Source organism: Pseudodonghicola xiamenensis DSM 18339 (assembly GCF_000429365.1).
GTDB lineage: Bacteria > Pseudomonadota > Alphaproteobacteria > Rhodobacterales > Rhodobacteraceae > Pseudodonghicola > Pseudodonghicola xiamenensis.
The window spans coordinates 446,060-468,469 of the sequence record NZ_AUBS01000001.1 but is presented as its reverse complement, the minus strand read 5'-3'; the positions used below and the strand labels follow the sequence as shown (position 1 = coordinate 468,469).

General features: G+C 63.4%; 22 protein-coding genes. 13 read left to right on the top strand and 9 right to left on the bottom strand.

The features are described from left to right. The first annotated feature begins 10 nt into the window (after positions 1 to 10). The 6 genes from metA (at position 11) to G455_RS0102160 (ending at position 6,741) form a co-directional block, all read left to right on the top strand. Complete coding sequence (gene metA, locus G455_RS0102185) at positions 11 to 955, top strand: homoserine O-acetyltransferase MetA (RefSeq protein ID WP_028092170.1); 945 nt, start codon at positions 11 to 13, stop codon at positions 953 to 955. A 16-nt stretch (positions 956 to 971) separates the two neighbouring features. Further along, a complete protein-coding gene (locus G455_RS0102180) occupies positions 972 to 1,937 on the top strand; it encodes an alpha/beta fold hydrolase (RefSeq protein WP_035365995.1) in 966 nt (321 codons plus the stop codon). A 43-nt stretch (positions 1,938 to 1,980) separates the two neighbouring features. Then, positions 1,981 to 2,853 (top strand): polyphosphate kinase 2, encoded by an 873-nt coding sequence (ppk2, locus tag G455_RS0102175; protein WP_035365994.1) that lies wholly within the window; start codon positions 1,981 to 1,983, stop codon positions 2,851 to 2,853. Between the two features lie 12 nt (positions 2,854 to 2,865). Further along, the gene (locus G455_RS0102170; RefSeq protein WP_028092167.1) at positions 2,866 to 3,480 is read left to right on the top strand and encodes a TetR/AcrR family transcriptional regulator; all 615 of its coding nucleotides are present in this window, start codon (positions 2,866 to 2,868) and stop codon (positions 3,478 to 3,480) included. Positions 3,481 to 3,676: 196 nt separating this feature from the next. After that, complete coding sequence (locus G455_RS25460) at positions 3,677 to 5,917, top strand: FkbM family methyltransferase (protein ID WP_051312104.1); 2,241 nt, start codon at positions 3,677 to 3,679, stop codon at positions 5,915 to 5,917. After that, positions 5,914 to 6,741, top strand: a complete 828-nt coding sequence (locus G455_RS0102160) for a glycosyltransferase family 25 protein (protein ID WP_161629382.1) — start codon at positions 5,914 to 5,916, stop codon at positions 6,739 to 6,741. The genes G455_RS25460 and G455_RS0102160 overlap by 4 nt, the downstream gene beginning before the upstream one ends. A 113-nt stretch (positions 6,742 to 6,854) precedes the next feature. Here the strand turns inward: G455_RS0102160 and rpsI are convergent, their stop codons facing one another. The 3 genes from rpsI to G455_RS0102145 form a co-directional block, all read right to left on the bottom strand. Beyond that, the gene (gene rpsI / locus G455_RS23150; RefSeq protein ID WP_035365912.1) at positions 6,855 to 7,352 is read right to left on the bottom strand and encodes a 30S ribosomal protein S9; all 498 of its coding nucleotides are present in this window, start codon (positions 7,350 to 7,352) and stop codon (positions 6,855 to 6,857) included. Between the two features lie 2 nt (positions 7,353 to 7,354). Further along, positions 7,355 to 7,813, bottom strand: coding sequence for a 50S ribosomal protein L13 (gene rplM, locus G455_RS0102150; RefSeq protein WP_028092164.1), 459 nt, complete (start codon positions 7,811 to 7,813; stop codon positions 7,355 to 7,357). A 162-nt stretch (positions 7,814 to 7,975) separates the two neighbouring features. After that, a complete protein-coding gene (locus G455_RS0102145; RefSeq protein ID WP_028092163.1) occupies positions 7,976 to 9,403 on the bottom strand; it encodes an aminotransferase-like domain-containing protein in 1,428 nt (475 codons plus the stop codon). Between the two features lie 96 nt (positions 9,404 to 9,499). On the opposite strand from G455_RS0102145, the gene G455_RS26765 reads away from it, so the two are divergent. Beyond that, a complete protein-coding gene (locus G455_RS26765; protein WP_051312103.1) occupies positions 9,500 to 9,727 on the top strand; it encodes a DUF1127 domain-containing protein in 228 nt (75 codons plus the stop codon). Between the two features lie 126 nt (positions 9,728 to 9,853). Here G455_RS26765 and G455_RS0102135 read toward each other — a convergent pair whose 3' ends face one another. Beyond that, on the bottom strand, positions 9,854 to 10,843 hold the full coding sequence (locus tag G455_RS0102135; RefSeq protein ID WP_028092161.1) for an SLAC1 anion channel family protein: 990 nt from the start codon (positions 10,841 to 10,843) through the stop codon (positions 9,854 to 9,856). A 151-nt stretch (positions 10,844 to 10,994) separates the two neighbouring features. Further along, the gene (locus G455_RS0102130; protein WP_028092160.1) at positions 10,995 to 11,414 is read right to left on the bottom strand and encodes a PaaI family thioesterase; all 420 of its coding nucleotides are present in this window, start codon (positions 11,412 to 11,414) and stop codon (positions 10,995 to 10,997) included. A gap of 59 nt (positions 11,415 to 11,473) precedes the next feature. On the opposite strand from G455_RS0102130, the gene G455_RS0102125 reads away from it, so the two are divergent. The 4 genes from G455_RS0102125 (at position 11,474) to gluQRS (ending at position 15,322) form a co-directional block, all read left to right on the top strand. Continuing rightward, positions 11,474 to 12,259: an enoyl-CoA hydratase gene (locus tag G455_RS0102125; RefSeq protein ID WP_028092159.1), complete on the top strand. Its 786-nt coding sequence runs from the start codon at positions 11,474 to 11,476 to the stop codon at positions 12,257 to 12,259. A 121-nt stretch (positions 12,260 to 12,380) separates the two neighbouring features. Then, a complete protein-coding gene (trmFO, locus tag G455_RS0102120; protein ID WP_028092158.1) occupies positions 12,381 to 13,724 on the top strand; it encodes a methylenetetrahydrofolate--tRNA-(uracil(54)-C(5))-methyltransferase (FADH(2)-oxidizing) TrmFO in 1,344 nt (447 codons plus the stop codon). A gap of 129 nt (positions 13,725 to 13,853) precedes the next feature. Continuing rightward, positions 13,854 to 14,474, top strand: a complete 621-nt coding sequence (locus G455_RS0102115; protein ID WP_028092157.1) for a class I SAM-dependent DNA methyltransferase — start codon at positions 13,854 to 13,856, stop codon at positions 14,472 to 14,474. Next, positions 14,471 to 15,322 (top strand): tRNA glutamyl-Q(34) synthetase GluQRS, encoded by an 852-nt coding sequence (gluQRS, locus tag G455_RS0102110; RefSeq protein WP_028092156.1) that lies wholly within the window; start codon positions 14,471 to 14,473, stop codon positions 15,320 to 15,322. The genes G455_RS0102115 and gluQRS overlap by 4 nt, the downstream gene beginning before the upstream one ends. A gap of 82 nt (positions 15,323 to 15,404) precedes the next feature. Here the strand turns inward: gluQRS and hisI are convergent, their stop codons facing one another. After that, positions 15,405 to 15,764: a phosphoribosyl-AMP cyclohydrolase gene (gene hisI, locus G455_RS0102105; RefSeq protein ID WP_028092155.1), complete on the bottom strand. Its 360-nt coding sequence runs from the start codon at positions 15,762 to 15,764 to the stop codon at positions 15,405 to 15,407. A gap of 68 nt (positions 15,765 to 15,832) precedes the next feature. On the opposite strand from hisI, the gene G455_RS0102100 reads away from it, so the two are divergent. Continuing rightward, positions 15,833 to 16,285, top strand: a complete 453-nt coding sequence (locus tag G455_RS0102100; protein ID WP_028092154.1) for an iron-sulfur cluster assembly scaffold protein — start codon at positions 15,833 to 15,835, stop codon at positions 16,283 to 16,285. Positions 16,286 to 16,331: 46 nt separating this feature from the next. Continuing rightward, the gene (locus G455_RS0102095; RefSeq protein ID WP_028092153.1) at positions 16,332 to 16,970 is read left to right on the top strand and encodes a MarC family protein; all 639 of its coding nucleotides are present in this window, start codon (positions 16,332 to 16,334) and stop codon (positions 16,968 to 16,970) included. A 380-nt stretch (positions 16,971 to 17,350) separates the two neighbouring features. Here G455_RS0102095 and G455_RS27085 read toward each other — a convergent pair whose 3' ends face one another. The 3 genes from G455_RS27085 to ligA all read right to left on the bottom strand — a co-directional run bounded on the left by G455_RS27085 (position 17,351) and on the right by ligA (position 22,343). Beyond that, positions 17,351 to 17,473: a hypothetical protein gene (locus G455_RS27085; RefSeq protein WP_268246044.1), complete on the bottom strand. Its 123-nt coding sequence runs from the start codon at positions 17,471 to 17,473 to the stop codon at positions 17,351 to 17,353. Positions 17,474 to 17,817: 344 nt separating this feature from the next. Then, positions 17,818 to 19,908 (bottom strand): ATP-dependent DNA helicase RecG, encoded by a 2,091-nt coding sequence (recG, locus tag G455_RS0102085; protein WP_028092152.1) that lies wholly within the window; start codon positions 19,906 to 19,908, stop codon positions 17,818 to 17,820. Then, complete coding sequence (ligA, locus tag G455_RS0102080) at positions 19,905 to 22,343, bottom strand: NAD-dependent DNA ligase LigA (RefSeq protein ID WP_229861703.1); 2,439 nt, start codon at positions 22,341 to 22,343, stop codon at positions 19,905 to 19,907. Before ligA ends, recG begins: the two co-directional genes overlap by 4 nt. Positions 22,344 to 22,410 lie beyond the last annotated feature (67 nt).

Genomic DNA, 22,410 nt, shown 5'->3' with positions numbered 1-22,410 from the left:
CCTGTTCGCCATGCCCATCAAGATCCCAGCTGACCTGCCTGCCTATGACGTGCTCTCGCGCGAGGGCGTCATGGTCATGTCCGAAGATCAGGCGGCGCGGCAGGACATTCGGCCGCTGAAGATCGGGCTTCTGAACCTGATGCCGAAGAAGATCCAGACAGAGAACCAGTTCGCCCGGCTGATCGGCGCCACGCCACTGCAGATCGACCTGTCGCTGATCCGGATGACCGAACATCAGACCAAGAACACCGCCGCCGAACATATGGAAGAATTCTATCGCCCCTTCCAGGAGGTCAAGGACGAGAAATTCGACGGGCTGATCATCACCGGCGCCCCGATCGAACATCTGCCCTATGAGGAAGTGACCTATTGGGACGAAATCCAGGAGGTGTTCGACTGGACCCAGACCAACGTGCACTCCACCTTCGGCGTATGCTGGGGCGGCATGGCGATGATCTATCACTTCCACCGGGTGCAGAAGCATATCCTCGACCATAAGGCCTTCGGCTGTTTCCGGCAGCAGAACCTGAACCCGTCCTCGCCTTATCTGCGTGGGCTTTCGGATGATTTCATCGTCCCGGTCAGCCGCTGGACCGAGATCAAGCAGACTGAACTGGATGCGATCCCGCAACTGAACACGCTTCTGGGCAGTGCCGAGGTTGGCCCCTGTCTGGTCGAGGATCCGGGCCATCGTGCTCTCTATGTCTTTAATCACTTCGAATATGACAGCGATACGCTGAAGCAGGAATATGACCGCGACGCCGCTGCCGGAAGCGCGATCAAGGTACCGGTGAATTACTACCCCGACGATGACCCCAGCCGGAAACCGTCGAACCGCTGGCGCAGCCAGGCGCATCTTCTCTACGGCAACTGGATTGGCGAGATCTATCAGACCACGCCTTTCGACATGGCCAGGATCGGGCAGGAACGCATGGACCTGCGCAACTGCGGCTGACCGGATGATACGGGCGATGCTCGTCCTGCCGACTATCGGGATTGGAATGGCCCTTGTGGCGGCGATTTCGGCCGCGACGCTCTGGCGGGCGGCACGCGCCGAGGCACGGGCCGAGGCCAGCCACCCGCCCCATGGCCGGATGATCGCCGTCGACGGCACCCGCATACATGCCGAGGTAATGGGAAGCGGCCCGGATGTGGTGCTGATCCACGGCTCCAGCGGCAATACCCGGGACATGAGCTTTGCCCTCGCCCCGCTGCTGGCCGACCGCTATCGGGTAATCCTGTTCGATCGGCCCGGCCTTGGCTATTCCGACCCGCTGCCAAAGGGGCACGAGGGCATTTCTGAACAGGCCGATCTGCTGGTCGGCGCCGCGCAGAGGCTGGGCGCAGATCGCCCCATCGTCGTCGGCCAGAGCTATGGCGGCGCGGTGGCGCTGGCCTGGGCAGTGCATCACCCCGAAGCGCTCTCGGCGCTGGTCCCGGTCTCGGCGGCCTCTCATCCTTGGGAGGTCCCGCTCGATCTGTTCTATCGCATCACCTCTTCGCGGCTGGGGGCCCGGCTGGCGGTGCCTCTGCTCACCGCATGGGTGCCGCAGAGCAAGATCGAGACCACCCTGCGCGAGGTCTTCGCGCCGCAACCGGTGCCCAAGGGCTATGGCGATCATTTCGGCCCCCGGCTGACGCTCAGACGCTCCAGCCTGCGGGCCAACGCCCGCCAGCGCGCCAACCTGCTGGCCGAAATCGAAGCACTGGCCCCGCTTTACGACCAGATCGCGGTGCCCACCGAAATCATCCACGGCACCGCCGATATCACCGTCGACCCCGGGTTGCATTCCCGCGCCCTGGCGGACCGGATCAAAACCGCCGAAATCACCTGGCTCGACGGCATCGGCCATATGCCCCAGCATGTCGCCGCCCCCGAAGTCGCCGCCGCCATCGACCGGGCCGCGGCCCGTGCGGGTTTGCGTAAACCACTTTAACATTCCATATAGTGATTTGAGATCAATGCAGGACGACATGGCCATGGACGACCTTCCCTTCGACGGCGCAATCACCCGATTTTTCGAAAAAGACGCCCCCGAGCATGTTCGCAAGGCGATCAAGCGGGCCGACAAGGATGACATCCTGACGCCGGGTTACCCGCATTCGGAGCGACTGAAGAACAAGGTCTATGAACGCCAGTTGCTGGCGCTGCATATCGAGCTGGGCAAGATGCAGGCCTGGGTCAAGAAAAGCGGTGCCCGCGTCGTGGTGGTCTTCGAAGGCCGCGATGCCGCCGGCAAGGGCGGCACGATCAAACGGTTCCGCGAATATCTGAACCCGCGCGGCGCACGCCTTGTGGCCCTGCCCAAGCCGACCGACACGGAATGCGGCCAGTGGTACTTCCAGCGCTACATCGACCACCTGCCGACCTGCGGTGAAATCGTCTTCTACGACCGGAGCTGGTACAACCGCGGCGTGGTCGAAAAGGTGTTCGACTTCTGCTCGGACGAAGAACGCGAACGCTTCTTTCACCAGGTCATCCCTTTCGAACAGTCCCTGGTCGACGACGGCATCCATCTGTTCAAACTTTGGCTGAACATCGGTCAGGCTGAACAGCTGCGCCGCTTTCTCGCCCGCGAACGCGACCCGCTGAAGCAGTGGAAGCTGAGCGATATCGACGTGAAGGGGCTGAATCTCTGGGACGAATATACCCGGGCCATCGCCGAGACCCTGACCCGCAGCCAAAGCCCCTATGCCCCCTGGACCGTCATCAGGTCGGACGACAAGCGACGCACCCGACTGGAGGCGATACGGCATCTTCTGCTGAGCCTCGACTATGACCAAAAAGACACCAAAGCCATCGGCAAACCGGATCTAAGCGTCTGCGGTGGCCCCGGCCTTTGGGATAGCTGACGCATTACGAGGATGGGAAAACGCGGCTATCATCACGGCAATCTGCGGCAGGCGCTGGTCGAGGCGGCGCTGACGCTGATCGAGGAAAAAGGCCCCACCGGCTTTACGCTGTCAGAGGCCGCCAAGCTGGCCGGGGTAACCCCGGCGGCGGTCTATCGCCATTTCGCCGGCCGCGAGGACCTGATCGCCGAAGCCGCGCGCCAGGGCTTCGAGATATTCGCCGACCTCATGAAATATGCCTATGACAGCGGCCTGCCCTCGGCGCTTGCCGCCTTCGAGGCGACAGGCCGCGCCTATCTGGCCTTCGCGCGCAAGCACCCTGGGCATTACATTGCCATGTTCGAAAGCGGCATCGCCCCCAACCGCACGCCCGAACTTGCCGCGGCGACAACGCGGGCCCGTAGCGTGTTGGAACAGGCCGCCGAAACCCTGTCTGAACATATTCCCGCCGATCGTCGGCCGCCGGCCTCGATGTTCAGTGCCCATATCTGGGCGCTGAGCCATGGGGTGGTCGAGCTTTACGCCCGCAACAACATTGCCACATCGCCATTTTCGCCCGAAGATCTGCTCGAGGCAGGGATCGGCATCTATCTTCGCGGACTGGGGCTGATCGCGGCTGACCAGTGACGTTCAGGCCTGCGCCCCCTTGAAGCGGTTTGATGACGAAGTCACAGGCTACGTTTGAAAAACAATCGCCGAAGCCAGCGGTTTACAAGGCGATTTGACTTTGCCAAACATGGTTCGGAATATACCGAAAAATTTTGCTATTTCGATCCACGACCTGACATTCGCGCCACTGCGTGACCTGGATACGGACAATAGAATGAAATTGTTTTCTCGCAGGGCGGAGCGCAAACGCCACCAAGCCGACCCTATTACCGATGAGGAACGTTTCATCATCGGAAAATGCATCCGCGAGGGCGATGTCGTCCTGGATGTCGGCGCGCATCACGGCAAATGGTCAGACGCGGTACTGCATGACAAATCGGTGGAACTGCACGCTTTCGAGGCCTCGCCCGCGGCCTATGACGTGCTGAAGGCCACGCTCGCCGACAAGGTCAGGTTGAACTGGAACGCAGTGACCAACTGCACCGAGGACATGACCTTTCATGTCTATCGCGACGATGCCCGGCTGAGTTCGCTGCACCGCCGGCTCAGCGTCGAGGATCAGATTCTCGCGGCCGGATTCGATGCCATCACCGTGCCGGGCACCACTCTCGACAGCTATTGGGCCGGTCGCCGCGACCAGATCCGCTTTCTGAAGGTCGACGTCGAAGGCGCCGAATACGATGTGCTGCGCGGCGCCGACGGGTTGCTGCGGCGCGGTCAGGTGGATTTCCTGCAATTCGAATATGGCGGCACCTTCTTCGACGCCGGCGTGTCACTGCGAAATATCTGGTCACTGCTGCGGCGCAACGGCTATCGTATCCTGCGGGTGGAGAACCGAAAGTTCTATGAACTCAAGCAGTTCTCCGGCAAGGATGAGACCTATAAGTACAGCAATTTCCTTGCCTTGCACGAACGGTTGATGGGTCCCTTCCTGAAGCAGGGAAGCGAGATCGAGTTGGATTTCCCGCTGCTCGACCGCTATGGCATCCGCCCCACCGGCGTGCTTCATGTCGGGGCCCACAAGGGGGACGAAATCAAGACCTATCGCGCTCGCGACATCACCCCCGTGGTCTTTGTCGAGGCCAATCCCGGCCTGGCGCAGGGGCTGCGCGATCGCTTCGCCAAGGACGCGGACGTTACCGTGATCGAATGCGCCGCCTCGGACTGCGAAGGCACAGCCACCTTCAAGATCACCTCGATGGATCAATCGAGCTCGCTGCTCGAGCTCAAGGATCACGCAAAGCTCTATCCCAAGATCGGCGTGACCGAAACGATCGAGGTGCGCACCGCGCCGCTCGATCAGCTTCTGGCCGAGGCCGGGGTTGATGTGTCAAAGCTCGATTTCATCGCCATGGACATCCAGGGGGCTGAACTGATGGCGCTGCGCGGCGCCACAGAGACGCTCAAGCATATCAAGGCCTTGCAGCTTGAAGTGAACTACTCGGAACTCTACGAGGGCTGCCCGCTGATCTCGGACCTCGATGCTTTCCTTGGCGATCACGGTTTCATCCGGGTGATGACCAATACCCCCTATTCCGAGGAATGGGGCGATGCGCTCTATATCCGGCGGCCGATGGTGACCTGTTCGGCGGTGGGCAACATGGGCCGGTTCGGCAACCAGTTCTATCAGTATATGTTCATCCAGAGCTATGCGCGGGAACATGACTTCACCGCCGCCACCCCGATCTGGGCCGGTGATGAGATGTTCGAGGTTCAGCCCGGCGTCGATCCGCTGCCAAAGATGCCCTTTCAGATCGAGGAAACCACATACGATCTGGAAACCAGCAATGTCGCCAACGATCCCCTGCTGCGTCCGAACACCGATTTCACCGGCTTCTTTCAGTATCACAGCCGCTATTTCAAACCCTACAAGGCCGATATCCTGCGCGACTTCACCTTCAAGGGCGCCTATGCAGACCGCGCGGCCCAGATCGCCACGCTGTTCTCCAAACAGCCCGGGCCGGTGGTGCCGCTGCACCTGCGGCGGGGGGATTTCGGCACCGGCATCTTCTTTATCGCGCCGGAAAACTGGTATCTGGACTGGGTGCAGTCGCTGCGCCAGACACAGCCCGATCTGACGCTTTACATCGCCTCGGACGATGCAGCGGCAGTGCTGCCTGCCTTCAGGGACTTCAACGTCCTGACCGAGGCCGACCTGCCTGCCACCGATCTGCCGCACGGCTTTTTCACCGACTTCGCAGCGCTGACACTTGGCGATCATCTGGCAATCTCGAACAGCTCGTTCTCCTTCGCGGCGAGCCTGCTGAACAAAACCGCGCAAAGCTTCGTGCGACCCTGCCTGACCGAACGGCGGCTGGTCCCCTACGAGCCGTGGAACGCCCCGGTCTTGCTGCGCACCCATGAGGCCGAGGACATCGGTGAAGAATTCATGAGCGATCACGCCAAAGGACGATCGAAGTACAAATGGCGCAAGCTGAGAAAGCTGTTCGGGTGAGCCTGCCGGTTCATTTCATCAACCTCGACCGGGTGCCCGAGCGCGCTGCCTTCATGCAAGAGCAATGCGCACGTGCCGGCTTTGACAGGGTGCACCGCTTCTCAGCCGTCGATGCCGCGACGACGCCGCTCAGCCCGCGCTACCGTCCCGGGCGGTGGGGGGCCTACTGGAGCCTGCTGCTCTCGGAGGTCGCGGTCTTCGAAAGTCATCGCGCGCTCTGGCAGCAGGTTGCAGAAAGCGGCCAGCCGGCGGTGCTGATGGAGGACGACGTTCTGCTGTCAGAGCAGGCCGGCGCCGTCTGTGCCGCCCTCGCCACCGCGGCCGAACGCTTTGATATGGTCAAGCTCGACAGCCCTGGCGGCCCGCTACGGCTCGGCCCGGCAACCCGGATGGGCGGGCAATCTCTGCGTCCGCTGACCGGGGTGATCGCCAGCGCCGCCGCCTATCTGCTGACCCCGACGGGGGCCGCACTCCTGCTACGTCAGAGCCAGAGCTATTGCGATCATCTGGACGACTTCCTGACCCGTCGCTACCCCGGCTACCGCGCGTTTCAGCTCGATCCCGCCGTTGCGGTTCAGGGCATGTTCGCCGATCTGGCCGACCGGTCCGATATCCCGCCCAGCATCTCGGGCAGCGAACGCACCGGTGCCGCCCCCCGCGCCCGGGCCGACAAGGGGCCGGCTGCCTATCGGTTGGTGAAAGAGTTGCGACGCAGCACCCGCAAAATGACCCGGCGCCTGATCACCGACCGGCTTTTGCTGGCACGGGGCGGCTGTCTCGCTGCGGTTCCCCTTGCCAGCGATCTGCCCCCCTATCGCCCTTGATCCCGCGCGCCTCCGGGCGCCGGGGCCAGCGCCCACGCCACGCAGAAGAACCACAAGACAACGAAAAAGGCCGCGCAAATTGCGCGGCCTTTCGAATTGGATCGTTCCGGCGATTAACGCTTGGAGAACTGGAAGGAGCGGCGGGCTTTGCGCTTACCGTATTTCTTCCGTTCGACAACGCGGCTGTCGCGGGTCAGGAAGCCTGCGGCTTTCAGAGCACCGCGCAGCGACGGATCGTAAAGCTGCAGCGCTTTGGAAATGCCGTGCTTGACCGCACCGGCCTGACCGGTCAGGCCTCCGCCCTTGACGGTTGCCATGACATCGAATTCACCTTCGACACCGGCCACCTGAAACGGCTGGCGCAGGATCAGCTGCAGCACCGGACGGGCGAAGTAGACACCCATGTCCTTGCCGTTGACGACGACTTTACCCGAGCCCGGCTTGATCCAGACGCGAGCGACCGCGTCCTTCCGCTTGCCGGTTGCATAGGAGCGGCCCAGCTCGTCGCGAACGGGTTCGCGCGGCAGGTCGAGTTCGACTTCAGCGGTCACCAGCTCACCATTGGCGGCGACGACATCCAGTTCGGCGAGAGTCTTGATTTCTTCGGCCATGATCAGCTCCGGGTGTTTTTCTTGTTCATGGACTTCACGTCCAGAACTTCGGGGCTTTGCGCCTCATGCGGGTGCGCGGCGCCGGCGTAGATACGCAGATTGGTCAGTTGCTGACGCGACAGACGGTTGCCCGGCAGCATGCGCTTGACAGCTTGGAAGACCACGCGCTCGGGGTGAGCGCCTTCCAGGATTTGCTGTTTGGTGCGCGACTTGATGCCGCCCGGATGGCCGGTGTGCCAGTAGAAGTGCTCTTCGCGCTTCCGGCCGGTCATTTGAACCTTGTCCGCATTGATGACAATGACGTTGTCGCCCATGTCCATATGCGGGGTGAAGGTTGCTTTATGTTTACCACGCAGGCGCATGGCGATGATCGAGGCAAGACGACCCAGAACAACGCCTTCGGCGTCGATCAGGATCCATTTCTTGTCGATCTCTGCAGGGGTCGCAGAAAAGGTTTTCATCGGATCAGTCCCGTTTGACGTGATGCGCGGGACAAGGTCCGGCCCGCGGCAATTCGATGGGCGGGGTATAAGGAAGGTCAGATGTCACGTCAACACAGTTGAAATCCAAATAATCAAGCAATTTCAAATGGATAAAAAATAGGTATTATAATACCCCAAATTTCAGACGGCGATCAGCTCCGGAGGATTGTCTAGGAGGAGACGCAACCGCAGCATCGCCCTTTCAAAGGTATCGGCCTCGACGCCAGCGTTGATCGACAACCGCACCGCATGGGGCGCCCGTGAACTGCGCATCACGAAATCCTCGGCCGAACGCAACCGCACCCCTTCGGCCTCTGCAGCCTGAACGAAGGCCCCGGCCCGCCAGCCCAGCGGCAGGGGCAGCCAGAGAAACGGGATGTCGGGACGCCAGACCAATTGATAGCTGCCCAGAACATTCACCGCGCATTGAACATAATCGCGGATCACCTCATGCGTCTTGACGCTGAGCGCATCCAGCCGCGGATCGACCAGAAGCCGCGCCATCAGATCGGTCAGCGGTGTCGCCAGACCGAAAAAGCCATGTTCGGCGGCGCGGCGCAAATGCACCGTCCGGTCCTTCGGCGCCAGCGCAAAGCCCACCCGCAAAGCCGGGGTAATGCTTTTCGAAATCGAGGTGACATACCAACTGCGTTCCGGTGCCAACAGCCGATAACTGGGCACCGCGGTCTCGGCCACATGATAACAATTGTCCTCGAGGATCTGCAGATCGTGCCGCCGGGCGATTTCGACCAGGGCGCGGCGGCGCTCCAGCGGGGTGTGGGTCAGCGTCGGATTATGCGCCTCGGGCGAGGTGCAGAGGATCTGCGCATCATGCTGGCGCGCCGCGATCTCCAGCGCCTCGGGAATGATCCCGTCGGCATCCATCGCCACCGGCACCACATCCGCGCGCAACAGCTCTGCCGCACGGCGGAACCCGGGATAGGACAGCTCCTCGACCAGAACCACCGGGCGGCGGCCGCGCAGGACGGCCTGCAACACCAGACACAGCGCGTTCTGCCCGCCGTTGCTGAACACCACCTCGGTTTCGCGCACCCGCCCCACCGCGCGTTCAGACAACCATCGCGCCGCCGCCTCGCGGGCCGGACGGGCCCCCTCACGCGAAGGATAATGCATGAAACCCGAGGGCGGCTCCTTGGCGATGTCTCCCAGAAGCTCGCGGATCAGCCCCGCCTGCCCGACACTGGGCAAATGCGGCGAGAACAGGTTGACGTGATACCCGTCTCCGCCCTCACGGTTATGCGGCGCCACGTCCAGCACGAGTTCGGATTCCCCGAATCCCTGTTCGTCCTGTCCGGCACTTACCGGCGGCGCAACAAAGGTGCCGCGCCCCACCTCGGCCTGCAGCACCCCTTCGTCGGTCAGGATCTTATAGGCCCGCGCCACCGTGCCCGGGGTGATCGAAAGCTGATAGGCCAGCTCACGCACCGGCGGCAATTTTTCCCCTGCCTTCAACTCCTTGCCGCGTACCGCACGGCGGATCCGCTCGACCACGGCGCGATATTTCGGCCCGGAAGAGCCATCGAAGGTATCAGACCAAATTGTATCCATAACAATCTTTCTTTTGACCTTATCGCAAAAGTCATTGTACCAAATATCTACCGAACAAGATGAAAGCGTGTCAATACAATTTAGATAGGTGCTACAATGTCTCGCATGACGCAAACCGGGTCCTCTTCTGTCTATGGCGCAGCTCGGCGCCAGCGACCGACCGTTTCGGTTCTCAAGCGTCTGACCACCGTATTCGGTCTGTGGGCGATGCGACGGCGCACCCGCAAGCATCTGAGCGAGCTGGACGATTTTATGCTGGATGACATCGGCGTCACCCATGCGCAGGCTCATAAGGAAGCCTCTCGTCCCTTCTGGAAAGGCTGAGCCGCTCGCAACCATCCCCGTCCGGTTTATCGGACCTCTTCCTCGCCGGGGCTTTGCCCCGGCGTTTTTTTCGTGCACAGCGCCTGCCCGGGCCGGTCCACCGCCCCGGACGACAGGTTCATTGCTCTATTCAGGTTGGCAAATCTGCTTGCGCGCAATGGCCACAAGGGTACGCCAGATCAGGCCTGCGATCACCGTGCAGAGCACTGCCAGCGCCCCATAGCCCACCAGCAGATGCGCCGACGACTGCGCCACCCTGGCATAGAGCAACGAAGCGATGGTCAGCCCCGCGACCGGGAAGGACAGCGCCCACCAGCTCAGGGCGAAGGGCAGCGCCAACAGCTTCGGGACCTGCACCAACATCAGAACGGCAAAGACATAGGCCGTATTCAGCAGGATACGGGCGAACGGATCGACCTGCCCGACAAGCTGATAATAGGCGACAAAGGCCACTGCCGGCGGAGCGATCAGGATCGCCAGCGTCGGAAACAACCGTGCCGGGATCGGATTGTGGAACACCAGCCGGTTCATCACCAGCGTCAGCAACACGATCCAGAACACAATGCCGCCCGAGAAGAACAACCACGAGATCTCATTGTACCCCATCTGTGCCCCAGCGATCGGTACAATCACATTCCCCACCGCCGGAATGAACCAGGCCGGGGTCAGATGCGCAACCTCGAACGACCGATGACTGATCCAGCCAGAGATCACGGCGATGGTCAAAATCCCCTGCCCGACCGTCCCCAGAATCCAGAGCGCCCGCGCCAGAGACGGGTATTCGCCAAGGCAGGCGGTCGCCGTCAGCAACAGCGCCACGGTCATCGCCGGAAAGAACGCCAGCTTGACCGGATGGTTCCATTCGGCCCGCACCGCGGCGGGATAGCGCAAGAGCTTCAGCAGATAGACCGCCCCGATCGCCACGAAGACCACCGCCGCGGCATAGAACACCCCCTGGCCCAGCACAGCGGCCCAAGCGAGCGTTCGACCGGCGCCATGCAGCGCCAGCACCAGCCCCATCAGCCCCATCGCCACCGCAAAGAAGGTGACCGGAAAATGCGACAGACGTTGTGCCCCGGAAACGACAGGGGCGGCAGGATCGACAACGGAAGACATTCAGAAAACCTCATATGTTTTCCCGACCCTGCCCGAGCACCGATCCGCCAACTTTGATGCAAGTCAAAAGCGGCATTTTATAAGCAGGTTTTTTGGCATGATCACGCCACGCCGTATCCCGCCGCCTATTCTGCCGCATGCACGGGCCAGACTATGCTGGCGGGATCGAATAGGTCATGCTGGCGCGCGCCACCGGATCGGTTCCGCCTTCCGAGAACATCAGCACATCGGCCACCGCCAGCACCCGCCCCAGCTTGAGCAGGCGGCATTCCGCGATCAGGTCGCGCCCGGCTTCGGGCTTGCGCATGAAATCGAGCGAACAGTTGGTGGTTACCGCCAGCGCCTTTTTCCCGATCCGGGCCAACACCATGGCATAGACCGCCACATCCGCCAGGGCGAACATCGAGGGCCCCGACACAGTGCCGCCGGGCCGCAGGTGCCGCTCGGCCGTCAACAGCCGCATGGTGATCCGTTCCGGGCTCAGATCGTCGATGGCGAAATCGTCGCGGATCTGCGGAAACACCTCGTGCAGATATTCCGCCAATTCGTCCCGCGTCAGGGCCAATGTCATGCTTTTCCTCCCGTCTCTCCTCTCCTAGACTAGAGGCGAAGTGAGGGAGGAGAGACAAGATGGCAATTCTGGAACGTCACGACACCGGCGCGGTGGCGCATCTGCGGATGACCGCGCCCGAGCGGTTGAATGCCCTGTCGGACGAGATGCTGGCGGCGCTGCAATTCGAATTCGACGCGCTGAAACAGGATCAGACCATTCGTGCCGTCATCCTGTCGGGCGCGGGCAAGGCGTTCTGCGCCGGCCACGACCTGAAGCAGATGACCGCCGGCCGTCAGGCGGAAGACGGCGGCAAGGCCTATTTCGCCGATCTCTTCGACCGCTGCACCCGGATGATGCTGTCGATCCGCGACCTGCCACAGCCGGTGATCGCCCAAGTGCATGGCATCGCCACTGCTGCCGGCTGCCAATTGGTGGCAAGCTGCGATCTGGCCGTGGCCGCCGCCGGCACCCGGTTCGGCGTCAACGGGGTGAACATCGGTCTGTTCTGCTCCACGCCGATGGTGGCGCTCAGCCGCAATATCGCGCGCAAGCACGCGTTCGAGATGCTGACCACCGGTGCCTTCATCGACGCGGAGGAGGCCCGCGCGCGCGGCCTGATCAATCGCGTCGTTGCCCCCGAAGCGCTGGAGGCCGAGACCGCCGAATTGGCCCAGACCATCGCCGCCAAGCTGAGCGCGGCGGTGCGGATCGGCAAGCGCGCCTTTTACGACCAGATCGAGATGCCGGTCACAGAGGCCTATGCTTATGCCGGTCAGGTGATGGTGGAAAACATGCTCTACCGCGACACCGAAGAAGGCATCGCCGCCTTTCTCGACAAGCGGCCGCCAAGCTGGCAGCAGTAGCCGCATCCACACCACGTGACACCGACGGCGCCATGGTGCGGGCCGCCTCCGGGCTGTCGCGGCGATGCTGTCGCATCATCCCCCGTTGCGCCGCGCCCCGGCCTGGCCTATCTGGCAGGATATGAGCGAGACACTTCATATCGTCGGCGGCGGCATGGCCGGGTCCGAAGCCGCCTGGCAGGCGGCAAATGCCGGGGTGCGCGTGGTGATCCACGAAATGCGCCCCAAGGTCGAAACCTTTGCCCATCGCACCGGCAACCTGGCTGAGATGGTCTGTTCCAACTCCTTCCGGTCGGATGACAGCGAACAGAACGCGGTGGGGCTGCTGCATTGGGAAATGCGCGCGGCGAACGGGCTGATCATGGCCACCGCCGATGCCCACCGCCTGCCCGCCGGCGGCGCCCTGGCGGTCGACCGCGATCCGTTTTCCGAAGCCGTGACGGCGCGGCTGATGGCGCATCCCAATATCTCGGTCTCTTATGAAGAGGTGACCGAACTGCCCGATCAGGGGCATTGGATCATCGCCACCGGCCCCTTGACCTCTTCCGCGCTGGGTCAGGCAATCCAGGCGGAAACCGGCGCCGATGCGCTGGCCTTCTTCGACGCCATCGCCCCTATCGTCTATGCCGAAAGCGTCAATATGGATGTGGCCTGGATGCAGTCGCGCTATGACAAGGGCGAGACCGAGGAAGAGCGCACCGCCTATCTCAATTGCCCGATGGACAAGCCGCAGTACGAGGCCTTCATCGACGCGCTGCTCGCCGCCGACAAGACCGAGTTTCACGAGGGCGAAACCGCCGGCTATTTCGACGGCTGCCTGCCGATCGAGGTGATGGCCGAGCGTGGGCGCGAAACGCTGCGCCACGGGCCGATGAAACCGGTCGGACTGACCAACGCCCACAAGCCCGAGGAAAAGGCCTATGCGGTGGTGCAACTGCGCCGCGACAACGCCCTGGGAACGCTTTTCAACATCGTCGGTTTCCAGACCAAGATGAAATACGGCGCCCAGACCGATGTGTTCCGGATGATCCCGGGGCTGGAGAATGCCAGTTTCGCGCGGTTGGGCGGCATCCACCGCAACACATTCATCAATTCTCCGACGCTGCTCGACGGCAACATGCGGCTGAAATCGCGGCCGAACATCCGCTTTGCCGGCCAGATCACCGGGGTCGAGGGCTATGTTGAAAGCGCCGCCATGGGGCTGCTCGCCGGCCGGATGGCCGCGGCCGAACTGGCGGGCCAACCGCTGACGCCACCGCCAGGCACCACCGCCATGGGCGCATTGATCACCCATATCACCGGCGGAGCCGAGGCGAAAACCTTCCAGCCGATGAATGTGAACTTCGGTCTGTTCCCCCCCGTCGACGGGCTGAGAGGCGGGCGTCGTGGTCGCAAGGACCGCTACAAGGCCTATACCGACCGCGCCAAGGAAGAGTGGCAGGCCTGGCTGGCAACCACCGACTGAGACGGAGCACGCCGCGGAACACAACCCGGGGGGCATGACCCGAGCGGATCGCGCGATCCGTCCCACCGCCTTCGGGATCGGCCCGCCCGAGGACTAGGAACTTGCGCCCCGAGGGTATAGATAGTCTCCATGTCACATACATTTCTGGAGAAGATCTACGGCGTCGAGAACGCCGAAACGCAACGCGACGTCTACGATCAATGGGCCGACAGCTACGACAAGGAGCTGACGGAAGGGAAGTACAAAACCCCCGCCCGGGTCGCGGCCGCCCTGAAATCCACCCTGACCGAAGGCGATCTGGCGACGCCGGTTCTGGATTTCGGCTGCGGCACCGGGCTGTCAGGTCTGGCGCTGGCCGATGCCGGCTTCCAGCATATCCACGGCGCCGATGTCTCGACCGGGATGCTGCAACAGGCGGAGGCGAAGAAGGTCTATGACCGCCTCCTGCCCCTTCCGATGGGCAATCCCGATCCGGGCCTCGTCTCGCGCTATCGCCTGGTCACGGCGGTGGGGGCCATCTCTCCCGGTGCTGCCCCGGCAAGCTGCCTGCCCGCGATCCTGATGGCGCTGCCGTCCCATGGCCGCCTGGCCTTCAGCTACAACAACCTGGCGCTGGAGGATGCAGAGTATATGAAATGGTTCGACCGCACGGTGAACAGCTCGGAGGCCATCGTCGAGGTCGATGAGACCGGCCCGCATGTTGCCGGGCTCGGGTCCACCGCGCGGGTACTGGTGATCCGCCGACGATGAGCTTGACCACCCGCTTCGCCCCCTCGCCCACCGGGCCGCTGCATCTGGGGCATGCCTATTCCGCCCTGCTGGCCTGGGACATGGCGCGGGCGGCGGAGGGGCAATTCTTGCTCAGGATCGAGGATATTGACCAGAGCCGGTCGCGACCGGAATGGGAAGCGCATATCTATGACGATCTGCACTGGCTCGGACTGCGCTGGCCGATGCCAGCGATGCGGCAATCGGATCGGCTGCCGCGCTATCGCGCAGCGCTGCGGCGCCTGTCGGACATGGGGCTGACCTACCCCTGCCGCTGCCGCCGCGGCGATATCGAGACCGCTGCCGGCGCGCCGCAGGAAGGCGTGCCGCAATTCGGCCCCGACGGGCGGATCTATCCCGGCACCTGCCGGAGCCGCACAATGGCCGAGGCCGGGCCCCAGGATGTGATCCGGCTGGATATGGCGAAAGCCACCGCTGCCCTGCCCCTGCGCGATTTTGTCGAGACCGGCCCCTTGCACCCGGGCCGGCATGCGCTGGAGCGGGACCGGCTGATCGAAACCGTGGGCGATATCGTGCTGGTGCGGCGGGGCATGGGGGGGTCCTATCACCTCTCGGTGGTGGTGGACGATGCAGACCAGCGCATCACCCATGTGATACGCGGTGCCGACCTGTTCGAGGCGACCCAGATTCATGTGGTACTGCAGGGGCTGCTGGAGCTGCCGACGCCAGTTTACCATCATCACCGGCTGATCCGCGACACCGCCGGCAAGCGGCTGGCCAAACGTGACGACGCCCGCGCCATCGCCCGCTATCGCGACGAGGGCGCGACCCCGGAGGATATCCGGGCGATGGTGGATTTGGCAGGCTGAGGGTGGGGGGCGCTGCCCCCCACGGCCTGCGGCCTCCCCCCGGGATATTTGCATCCAGATCGAAGGGCGCAGCCGCGACCGGTTATTCCACCGGTTTCATCAGCTCGACTTCGTCACCATCGCGCACGGCAGTGTAGAAGCAGCTGCGCCGATTGGTGTGGCAGGCCGGGCCGGTCTGATCGACCAGGACCAGCAGGCAATCGCGGTCGCAATCGACACGGAAATCGACCAGTTTCTGCACATGGCCCGAGCTTTCGCCCTTGACCCAGAAGCTTTGCCGCGAGCGAGACCAATAGGTGACGCGGCCGGTTTCCAGCGTGCGGGCGACGGCCTCGGCATTCATCCAGGCCATCATCAGCACCTCGTGGCTGGCCGCATCCTGGGCAATCACCGGGATCAGACCGGCCTGGTTGAAAATCAGGGATGCAGGATCGAAATGCATGGTGGAAAACCTTTTGCAACGCGGGTCGAGACGCCTATGTAAGGATATAACAGCAGAAGGAAACCCCAATGTCCGGCGATCGTGATCTGGTCAAGCTCTACTCCCAGCGGATTCTGGCGCTGGCGGCGGATATTCCACATCTGGGCCGGCTGGATCACCCCGATGCCAGCGTCAAGAAACGCTCGCCGCTCTGCGGTTCGACAGTGACCGTCGATGTGGTGACCAAGGATGGCAAGGTCACTGATTTTGCCCAGGATGTGAAGGCCTGTGCACTGGGCCAGGCGGCCGCCTCGGTGGTGGGCCGTGTCGTGATCGGCGCCAGCCGCGCCGAAGTCGAGAAAGCGCGCGATCAGCTGAAAGCGATGCTGAAGGAAGGCGGCCCGGTGCCCGAGGCGCCCTTCGACGGGTTTGAAGTGCTGCTGCCGGCGCGAGAGTTCAAGAATCGCCATGCCTCGATCCTGCTGGCCCTGGAGGCGACAGTCGAGGCGATGGCAGAGGCCGAACAGGCCCATTGCGCCTGACCCCAGCCATCAACCGCCCCCCTGGCCGACAAGGACCACCGTGACCCTGCAAAGCATCCTCAATCAATTCGTGACCCTCTGGGTGGTGATTGATCCGATCGGCACCATTCCGGTCTTTATCGCGATTACCGCGGGCACCGCCGCGACGATGCGCAAAAAGGTGGCGTTACAGGCCGCGCTGGTCAGTGCCGGGGTACTGCTATTCTTTCTGGTCTTCGGCCAGATGCTGATCAACGCGCTGGACATCGGTCTGAACTCGTTTCAAGTCGCGGGCGGCATCGTGCTGTTCCTGTTCGCGCTGACGATGATCTTCGGAGAGCCCCGGACGGAATCGGACCGCAAGGCGATCACCGATCTGACCGAGGAGGATCCGGTCAAGCCGAACCCGGCGATCTTTCCGCTTGCCGTCCCCTCACTGGCCTCGCCCGGGGCGATGCTGGCCATCGTGATCCTGACCGACAACAATCGTTTCAGTGTCACGGATCAGGCGGTAACCGCGGTGATCATGCTGGTGGTTATCGCCGCGGCCTATGTCCTGATGCGATTGGCCGATCCGATTATCAAGCTGATCGGACATGCGGGATCGGCCATCGTCAGCCGGGTGATGGGGATGATCCTGGCATCGGTCGCCGCCAATGCAGTGTTGAAGGCACTGCTGACGATCTTCGCCACCGGCGAACTCTAGCCCCCTTCCCCCGCCCGTTTTCCGCCTCGTGCCGACCAGGGCCTTGCACGCCCCCGTGCTGTCGTCCGGTCGATCAATGGCACCATGGCGACCGCAGCCGCGCCCGACGGCAAGCCAAGCCGCGCGTTACCAGACCGCTTTCAGAAAAAACCGCCGCACGTTCCGGGCAGGAACGGCGGCGGCAGGTCATGCGTGTCTCACGAGGGATCCGGGGCAAACACCATCGGGTCGACCAGGCAGAAGACCGACGGTACAGGACAGGCAGGTCCACTTTCGCCTCCAATGGGACAGTGAAGCGAAAGGCAGGTTCACCCCGGCGCGAGATCGCAGGCAGAAGACCTAATCTCTCCCCCGGACATCCGGGACAGAGACCGAACGGATCAGACCAGAGCCGGCAAATGCAGCGCGGCCACCAACAGGACGATCAGCGAAACAACCCCCATCGCATCTTGCAACAGTGTATCGCGATGGGTTGAAACCACAGTCTTGATCTGGCGGATCATTGGCTTACCTCCGGCGTTTTCAATTCCCTTTGTTGCCACTTTGTTCTCACATCCCCCCGAGTCGATCAAGAACTTTTGGAGAACATTTGTGAACTTTCCGGAACATGTGAGCCAAGGCACAGAAAAGATAGGAGAATTTTGTTTCCGATTTGTTCCCAAGCACCTTCAGCTGGCCCGCACCACGGCGGACCGGGAGCACGGAAACCTCCGCCCGAGGGTATACGCAGCCAACGGCGCGCGCGCCGTTACGCCCGCATTTGGAGAAGCTTTCAGAAACGTCGTCGCCCCGGGGCCCTGCCGGTTCACGGCTGAAAGGCTCTGCAGGAGCCTTTCCGGGGCGCCCCTCACCCCACGGTTATCAATCGGATCGCCTGATCCTGCCGCATCAGCCACAGCATGACCCGCGCCGCCTGGCCGCGTGGGCCCTGCAGCTCCGGATCGGTCTCGAGCAGCGTGCGGGCATCGCGCTGCGCCACCGCCATCAGGGCCGACTGTCGTTCCATATCGGCGATGCGGAACCGCGGCAGGCCGGATTGCGCAGTACCGATCAGATCGCCGGCGCCGCGCATTTCAAGGTCCACCTCTGACAGGCGGAAACCATCCTCGGTCTCGCGCAGGACCTCCAGACGCCGCCGACCGCCCTCGCTCAGGGGCGGCTGATACATTAGCAGGCAGGTGCTTTCCTCGCTGCCCCGCCCCACCCGGCCACGCAACTGGTGCAACTGCGCCAGGCCGAAGATCTCGGCCCGCTCGATCACCATGATGCTGGCATTGGGCACGTTGACGCCCACCTCGATCACCGTGGTCGCAACCAGAACCGAGGTCTCGCCGCGCTGAAACGCCGCCATCGCGGCGTCCTTTTCGGCGGGCGGCATCTGGCCATGCACCAGACCGACATGGCCCTCGCCCAGCACGGCCCGCAGATGCTTGAACCGCTCCTCCGCCGCGGTCAGATCGGTCACCTCGGATTCATCGACCAGCGGGCAGACCCAATAGCATTGCTTGCCCTCGCTGATCGCCCGGCGCAGATGCGCCACCACCTCGTCACGCCGCTCGGTCGAGATCACGGCCGTCTTCACCGGCTTGCGCCCCGGCGGCTTCTCATCGAGGATCGAGACATCCATGTCGCCATATTGCGCCAAGGCCAGCGACCGCGGGATCGGCGTCGCGGTCATCACCAGCACGTCGGCGCCCATGCCCTTTTCCGCCAGCTCAAGCCGCTGGCGCACACCGAAGCGGTGCTGTTCGTCGACAATGGCAAGCCGCAGGTCGGCAAAGCTCACATCCTGCTGGAACACCGCATGGGTGCCGACGAGGATCTGGATATCGCCCCGCGCCAAGGCCTCCAGCTTGGCGCGCCGTTCCGCCCCCTTGTCGCGGCCGGTCAAAAGCTCCAGCACCACACCGGCTTCTTCGGCCAGGGGCCGCAACCCCTCCAGATGCTGGCGAGCGAGGATTTCGGTGGGCGCCATCATCACCCCCTGGCCGCCGGATTCCACCGCGATCAGCAAGGCAAGGAAGGCGACCAGCGTCTTGCCGGCGCCGACGTCGCCCTGCAACAGCCGGTTCATCCGACTGGGCTGTGCCATATCGGCGGCGATCTCCTCGACCGCGCGGGATTGCGCCCCGGTCGGACGATAGGGCAAGGAGGCCAGCACCTTGTTTCGCAGCCGGCCAGTGCCGACCGAAACGATGCCGCGCGCCTTGCGTTCGCGCCGGCGTGCCAGGGCCAATGTCATCTGATGGGCGAAGAACTCATCATAGGCCAGACGTTCGCGCGCCGGCGCGGTCAGAGTGACGTCATCGGTGCCTTCGGGCGCATGGGCCATCCGCATGGCGCCAGCCCAATCGGGCCAACCCTGCTTGACCAGAAGCGCCGGGTCGATCCATTCGGCCAGATCGGGCATCCGCATCAACGCCCCGCGGGTGGCCTTGTACATCACCTTCTGGCTGATGCCCTGGGTCAAGTGATAGACCGGTTCGAACTCGGGGATATCGCCGGCCTCCTCGACCGGCAACACATGGTCGGGATGGACCATTTGCGCCAGACCGTCGAAGAGTTCCAGCTTGCCCGAGACCACGCGGCGCGCCCCCTGCGGCAGCAGCCGTTGCAGGTAATCGCCGCGGGCATGAAAGAAAACCAACTGGAATTCCTCCTGCGCGTCGGAGACATGCACCCGATAGGCACCGCCGCGGTTGCGCGCCGGGCGATGCATCCCAACCGTCACCTCGACCGTCAGAGTCGCCGGCAGTTCGGCCCCGCGGATCGTGTCGCGGCGGCGCCGGTCGATCACCGAATAGGGCAGATGGAACAGCAGATCGCGCGGCGCCTCGATATCGAGCTGCGCCATGAGCTGCGCCGTCTTGGGGCCGACGCCCTCCAGCGTCTCCAGCCCCGCGAAGAGCGGAAACAGCGGTTCCGGCCGCCCCGTCATGTGGCCCCGATCAGATCGAGCCAGGCATCTTCGTCCATGGTGCGAATGCCAAGTTCAGCAGCCTTGGCGGCCTTGGAGCCCGCACCGGGGCCAGCCACGACGATATCGGTCTTCTTGCTGACCGAGCCCGAAACCTTGGCACCAAGCGCCTCGGCCCGGGCCTTGGCCTCGGCCCGTGTCATCCGCTCCAGCGTGCCGGTAAAGACCACGGTCAGACCTGCGACCGGGCTGCCGGCGGTCTTCGGCGCCTCGACCGGCTGGATCGCCAGATGCGCCGCCAATCGGTCAATCGAGGCGCGCTCTCGAAATTGCGAAAAGGCGGTAACGAGGGCGACGGCCACGGTGGTGCCGATGCCGTCAACGCTGACCAGATCGTCCCAAGCGGCGCGGGCGCCCTCGGGCAGGGCCGGATCAGCCGCCCAGATCGCGGCGCGAGTGTCGGTAATCTTCGCCCGTCGCGCTTCATCGGCCGCCGCCTGCCGTTCGGCGGCGACAGCCTCTTCAGCGCTCTGATAGCGCTCCAACGCCGGACGGGCGGCATCGAGCGCGGCAATCATCGCCTCCCAGGCGGTGTAATGGCGTGCCAGATCATTGGCGACCACCTCCCCCACATGGCGAATGCCAAGCGCGAAGATCACCCGATTGAGCGGGATATTGCGCCGCTCCTCGATCGCCGCAAAGAGGTTCTGCGCCGATTTCTCACCCCACCCCTTGACCTGCGCCAACGGTTTGCCGGCCAGATGCCGCACCGCCGAGATCACATGTTCGGCGTCGGCCTCGTCCACTGGCACGCCGGAGCCACGCAGCATCTCGGCCAGTTTCTCCAGCAGTCCCACCCGCCGTTCGGGATCGCTGATCTGCTGCTCGATCCGTTCGCGCGGTTCCGCTGTCAGCCGGTTCGGATCGCCGTCACGCTCTTGCAGCAGAAAGATATCGGCAGGCTCCGAAATCCGGCAGGTATAGTAGAAATATTCCACCTGCTTGGCGCCCAGCCCTTCGATATCGAAGGCCGCGCGCGACACGAAATGCTTGAGCTTCTCCACCGCCTGCGCCGGGCAGATCAGCCCGCCGGAACAACGGCGCACGGAATCGCCTTCCTCCCGGATCGCGGCAGAGCCGCATTCGGGGCAGACATGGGGGAACTGGTAAGGCACGGCGCCGTCAGGCCGCTTCGACAGATCGACATCCGCCACCTTGGGGATCACATCGCCGGCGCGATAGACCTGCACCCAGTCGCCGACGCGGATATCCTTACCCTCGCGCAGCACCTCGCCCGAGGCCGAACGCCCGGCGATATAATCCTCGTTATGCAGGGTTGCGTTCGAGACGACGACGCCGCCGACGGTGACCGGGTGCAACCGCGCCACCGGCGACAGCGCGCCGGTGCGTCCGACCTGAATGTCGATCGCCTCCAGCCGGGTCCAGGCCAATTCGGCCGGGAACTTATGGGCAATCGCCCATCGCGGTGTGGTCGAGCGGAAGCCAAGCCGCGCCTGCAAGGCCAGATCGTCGACCTTATAGACCACCCCGTCGATATCATAGCCGAGCGTTGCGCGCTGTTCCTCGATCCGGGCGTAATGCGCCAGCATCTCCTCCGGCCCCTGGCAGAGCACGGTCAGTTCATTGGTACTGAACCCCAGCGCCTTGAGCCGGGCAATTGCGCCCATCTGAGTGTCGGCCAAGGGCTGAGACAACTCGCCCCAGGCGTAGGCGAAGAACCTCAGTGGCCGCGAGCGGGTGATTTCGGCATCAAGCTGGCGCAGCGATCCGGCGGCGGCATTGCGTGGGTTGGCGAAGGTCTTGTCGCCCTTCTCCTCCTGCCGCGCATTCAGCGCCTCGAAATCCGCATGCGCCATATAGACCTCACCCCGAACCTCGAGCAGATCGGGCGCGTCATCCAGCCGATGCGGGATGTCGGGGATTGTCATCGCGTTGGCGGTGACGTTTTCGCCCACCGCCCCGTCACCCCGGGTGGCCGCCTGCACCAACCGGCCCCGTTCATAGCGCAGCGACAGGGACAAACCGTCGATCTTGGGTTCGGCAGTATAGGCGACGCGACCGGATTCCAGCCCGAGGTATTTGCGCACGCTCAGATCAAAGGCCTGCACGTCCTCGGCGGAAAAGGCATTGCCCAGCGACATCATCCGCTGCGCGTGGGTAACCTTGGCAAAGCCCTCAGCTGGCCGCGCCCCGACCCGATCCGAAGGGCTGTCATCACGCTTGAGAGCTGGAAAGCGCGCCTCGATCGCCGCGTTGCGCCGCTTCAACGCATCATAGTCGGCATCCGACATCACCGGCGCGTCTTCGGCGTGATAGGCGCCATCTGCGCCCAGAATTACCTGCGCCAGCCGCGCAAGCTCGGCCTGCGCCTGATCTTCGGTCAATGTGTCGACCGAAAGCGTTTCAGCCCTGGAAAGGTTCTTGTCGTCCGTCACGATCCCGCGCGCTCCGCCCCTCTGGTTCCGGAAAGAATGCTCCGGCTTCCCTGATAGGGTGCGCGCC

Excerpts from the sequence above, each read along its gene's own strand:
- G455_RS26765 (WP_051312103.1), top strand. The coding sequence starts at position 9,500 with ATGTCTCGCATGACGCAAACCGGGTCCTCTTCTGTCTATGGCGCAGCT.
- gluQRS (WP_028092156.1), top strand. The coding sequence starts at position 14,471 with ATGAGCTTGACCACCCGCTTCGCCCCCTCGCCCACCGGGCCGCTGCAT.
- G455_RS0102125 (WP_028092159.1), top strand. The coding sequence starts at position 11,474 with ATGGCAATTCTGGAACGTCACGACACCGGCGCGGTGGCGCATCTGCGG.
- metA (WP_028092170.1), top strand. The coding sequence starts at position 11 with ATGCCCATCAAGATCCCAGCTGACCTGCCTGCCTATGACGTGCTCTCG.
- ppk2 (WP_035365994.1), top strand. The coding sequence starts at position 1,981 with ATGGACGACCTTCCCTTCGACGGCGCAATCACCCGATTTTTCGAAAAA.
- G455_RS25460 (WP_051312104.1), top strand. The coding sequence starts at position 3,677 with ATGAAATTGTTTTCTCGCAGGGCGGAGCGCAAACGCCACCAAGCCGAC.
- G455_RS0102145 (WP_028092163.1), bottom strand. The coding sequence starts at position 9,403 with ATGGATACAATTTGGTCTGATACCTTCGATGGCTCTTCCGGGCCGAAA.
- rpsI (WP_035365912.1), bottom strand. The coding sequence starts at position 7,352 with ATGGCCGAAGAAATCAAGACTCTCGCCGAACTGGATGTCGTCGCCGCC.
- recG (WP_028092152.1), bottom strand. The coding sequence starts at position 19,908 with ATGACGGGGCGGCCGGAACCGCTGTTTCCGCTCTTCGCGGGGCTGGAG.
- G455_RS0102135 (WP_028092161.1), bottom strand. The coding sequence starts at position 10,843 with ATGTCTTCCGTTGTCGATCCTGCCGCCCCTGTCGTTTCCGGGGCACAA.
- G455_RS0102170 (WP_028092167.1), top strand. The coding sequence starts at position 2,866 with ATGGGAAAACGCGGCTATCATCACGGCAATCTGCGGCAGGCGCTGGTC.
- hisI (WP_028092155.1), bottom strand. The coding sequence starts at position 15,764 with ATGCATTTCGATCCTGCATCCCTGATTTTCAACCAGGCCGGTCTGATC.
- trmFO (WP_028092158.1), top strand. The coding sequence starts at position 12,381 with ATGAGCGAGACACTTCATATCGTCGGCGGCGGCATGGCCGGGTCCGAA.
- rplM (WP_028092164.1), bottom strand. The coding sequence starts at position 7,813 with ATGAAAACCTTTTCTGCGACCCCTGCAGAGATCGACAAGAAATGGATC.
- G455_RS0102100 (WP_028092154.1), top strand. The coding sequence starts at position 15,833 with ATGTCCGGCGATCGTGATCTGGTCAAGCTCTACTCCCAGCGGATTCTG.
- G455_RS0102130 (WP_028092160.1), bottom strand. The coding sequence starts at position 11,414 with ATGACATTGGCCCTGACGCGGGACGAATTGGCGGAATATCTGCACGAG.
- G455_RS0102180 (WP_035365995.1), top strand. The coding sequence starts at position 972 with ATGCTCGTCCTGCCGACTATCGGGATTGGAATGGCCCTTGTGGCGGCG.
- G455_RS27085 (WP_268246044.1), bottom strand. The coding sequence starts at position 17,473 with ATGATCCGCCAGATCAAGACTGTGGTTTCAACCCATCGCGATACACTG.
- G455_RS0102115 (WP_028092157.1), top strand. The coding sequence starts at position 13,854 with ATGTCACATACATTTCTGGAGAAGATCTACGGCGTCGAGAACGCCGAA.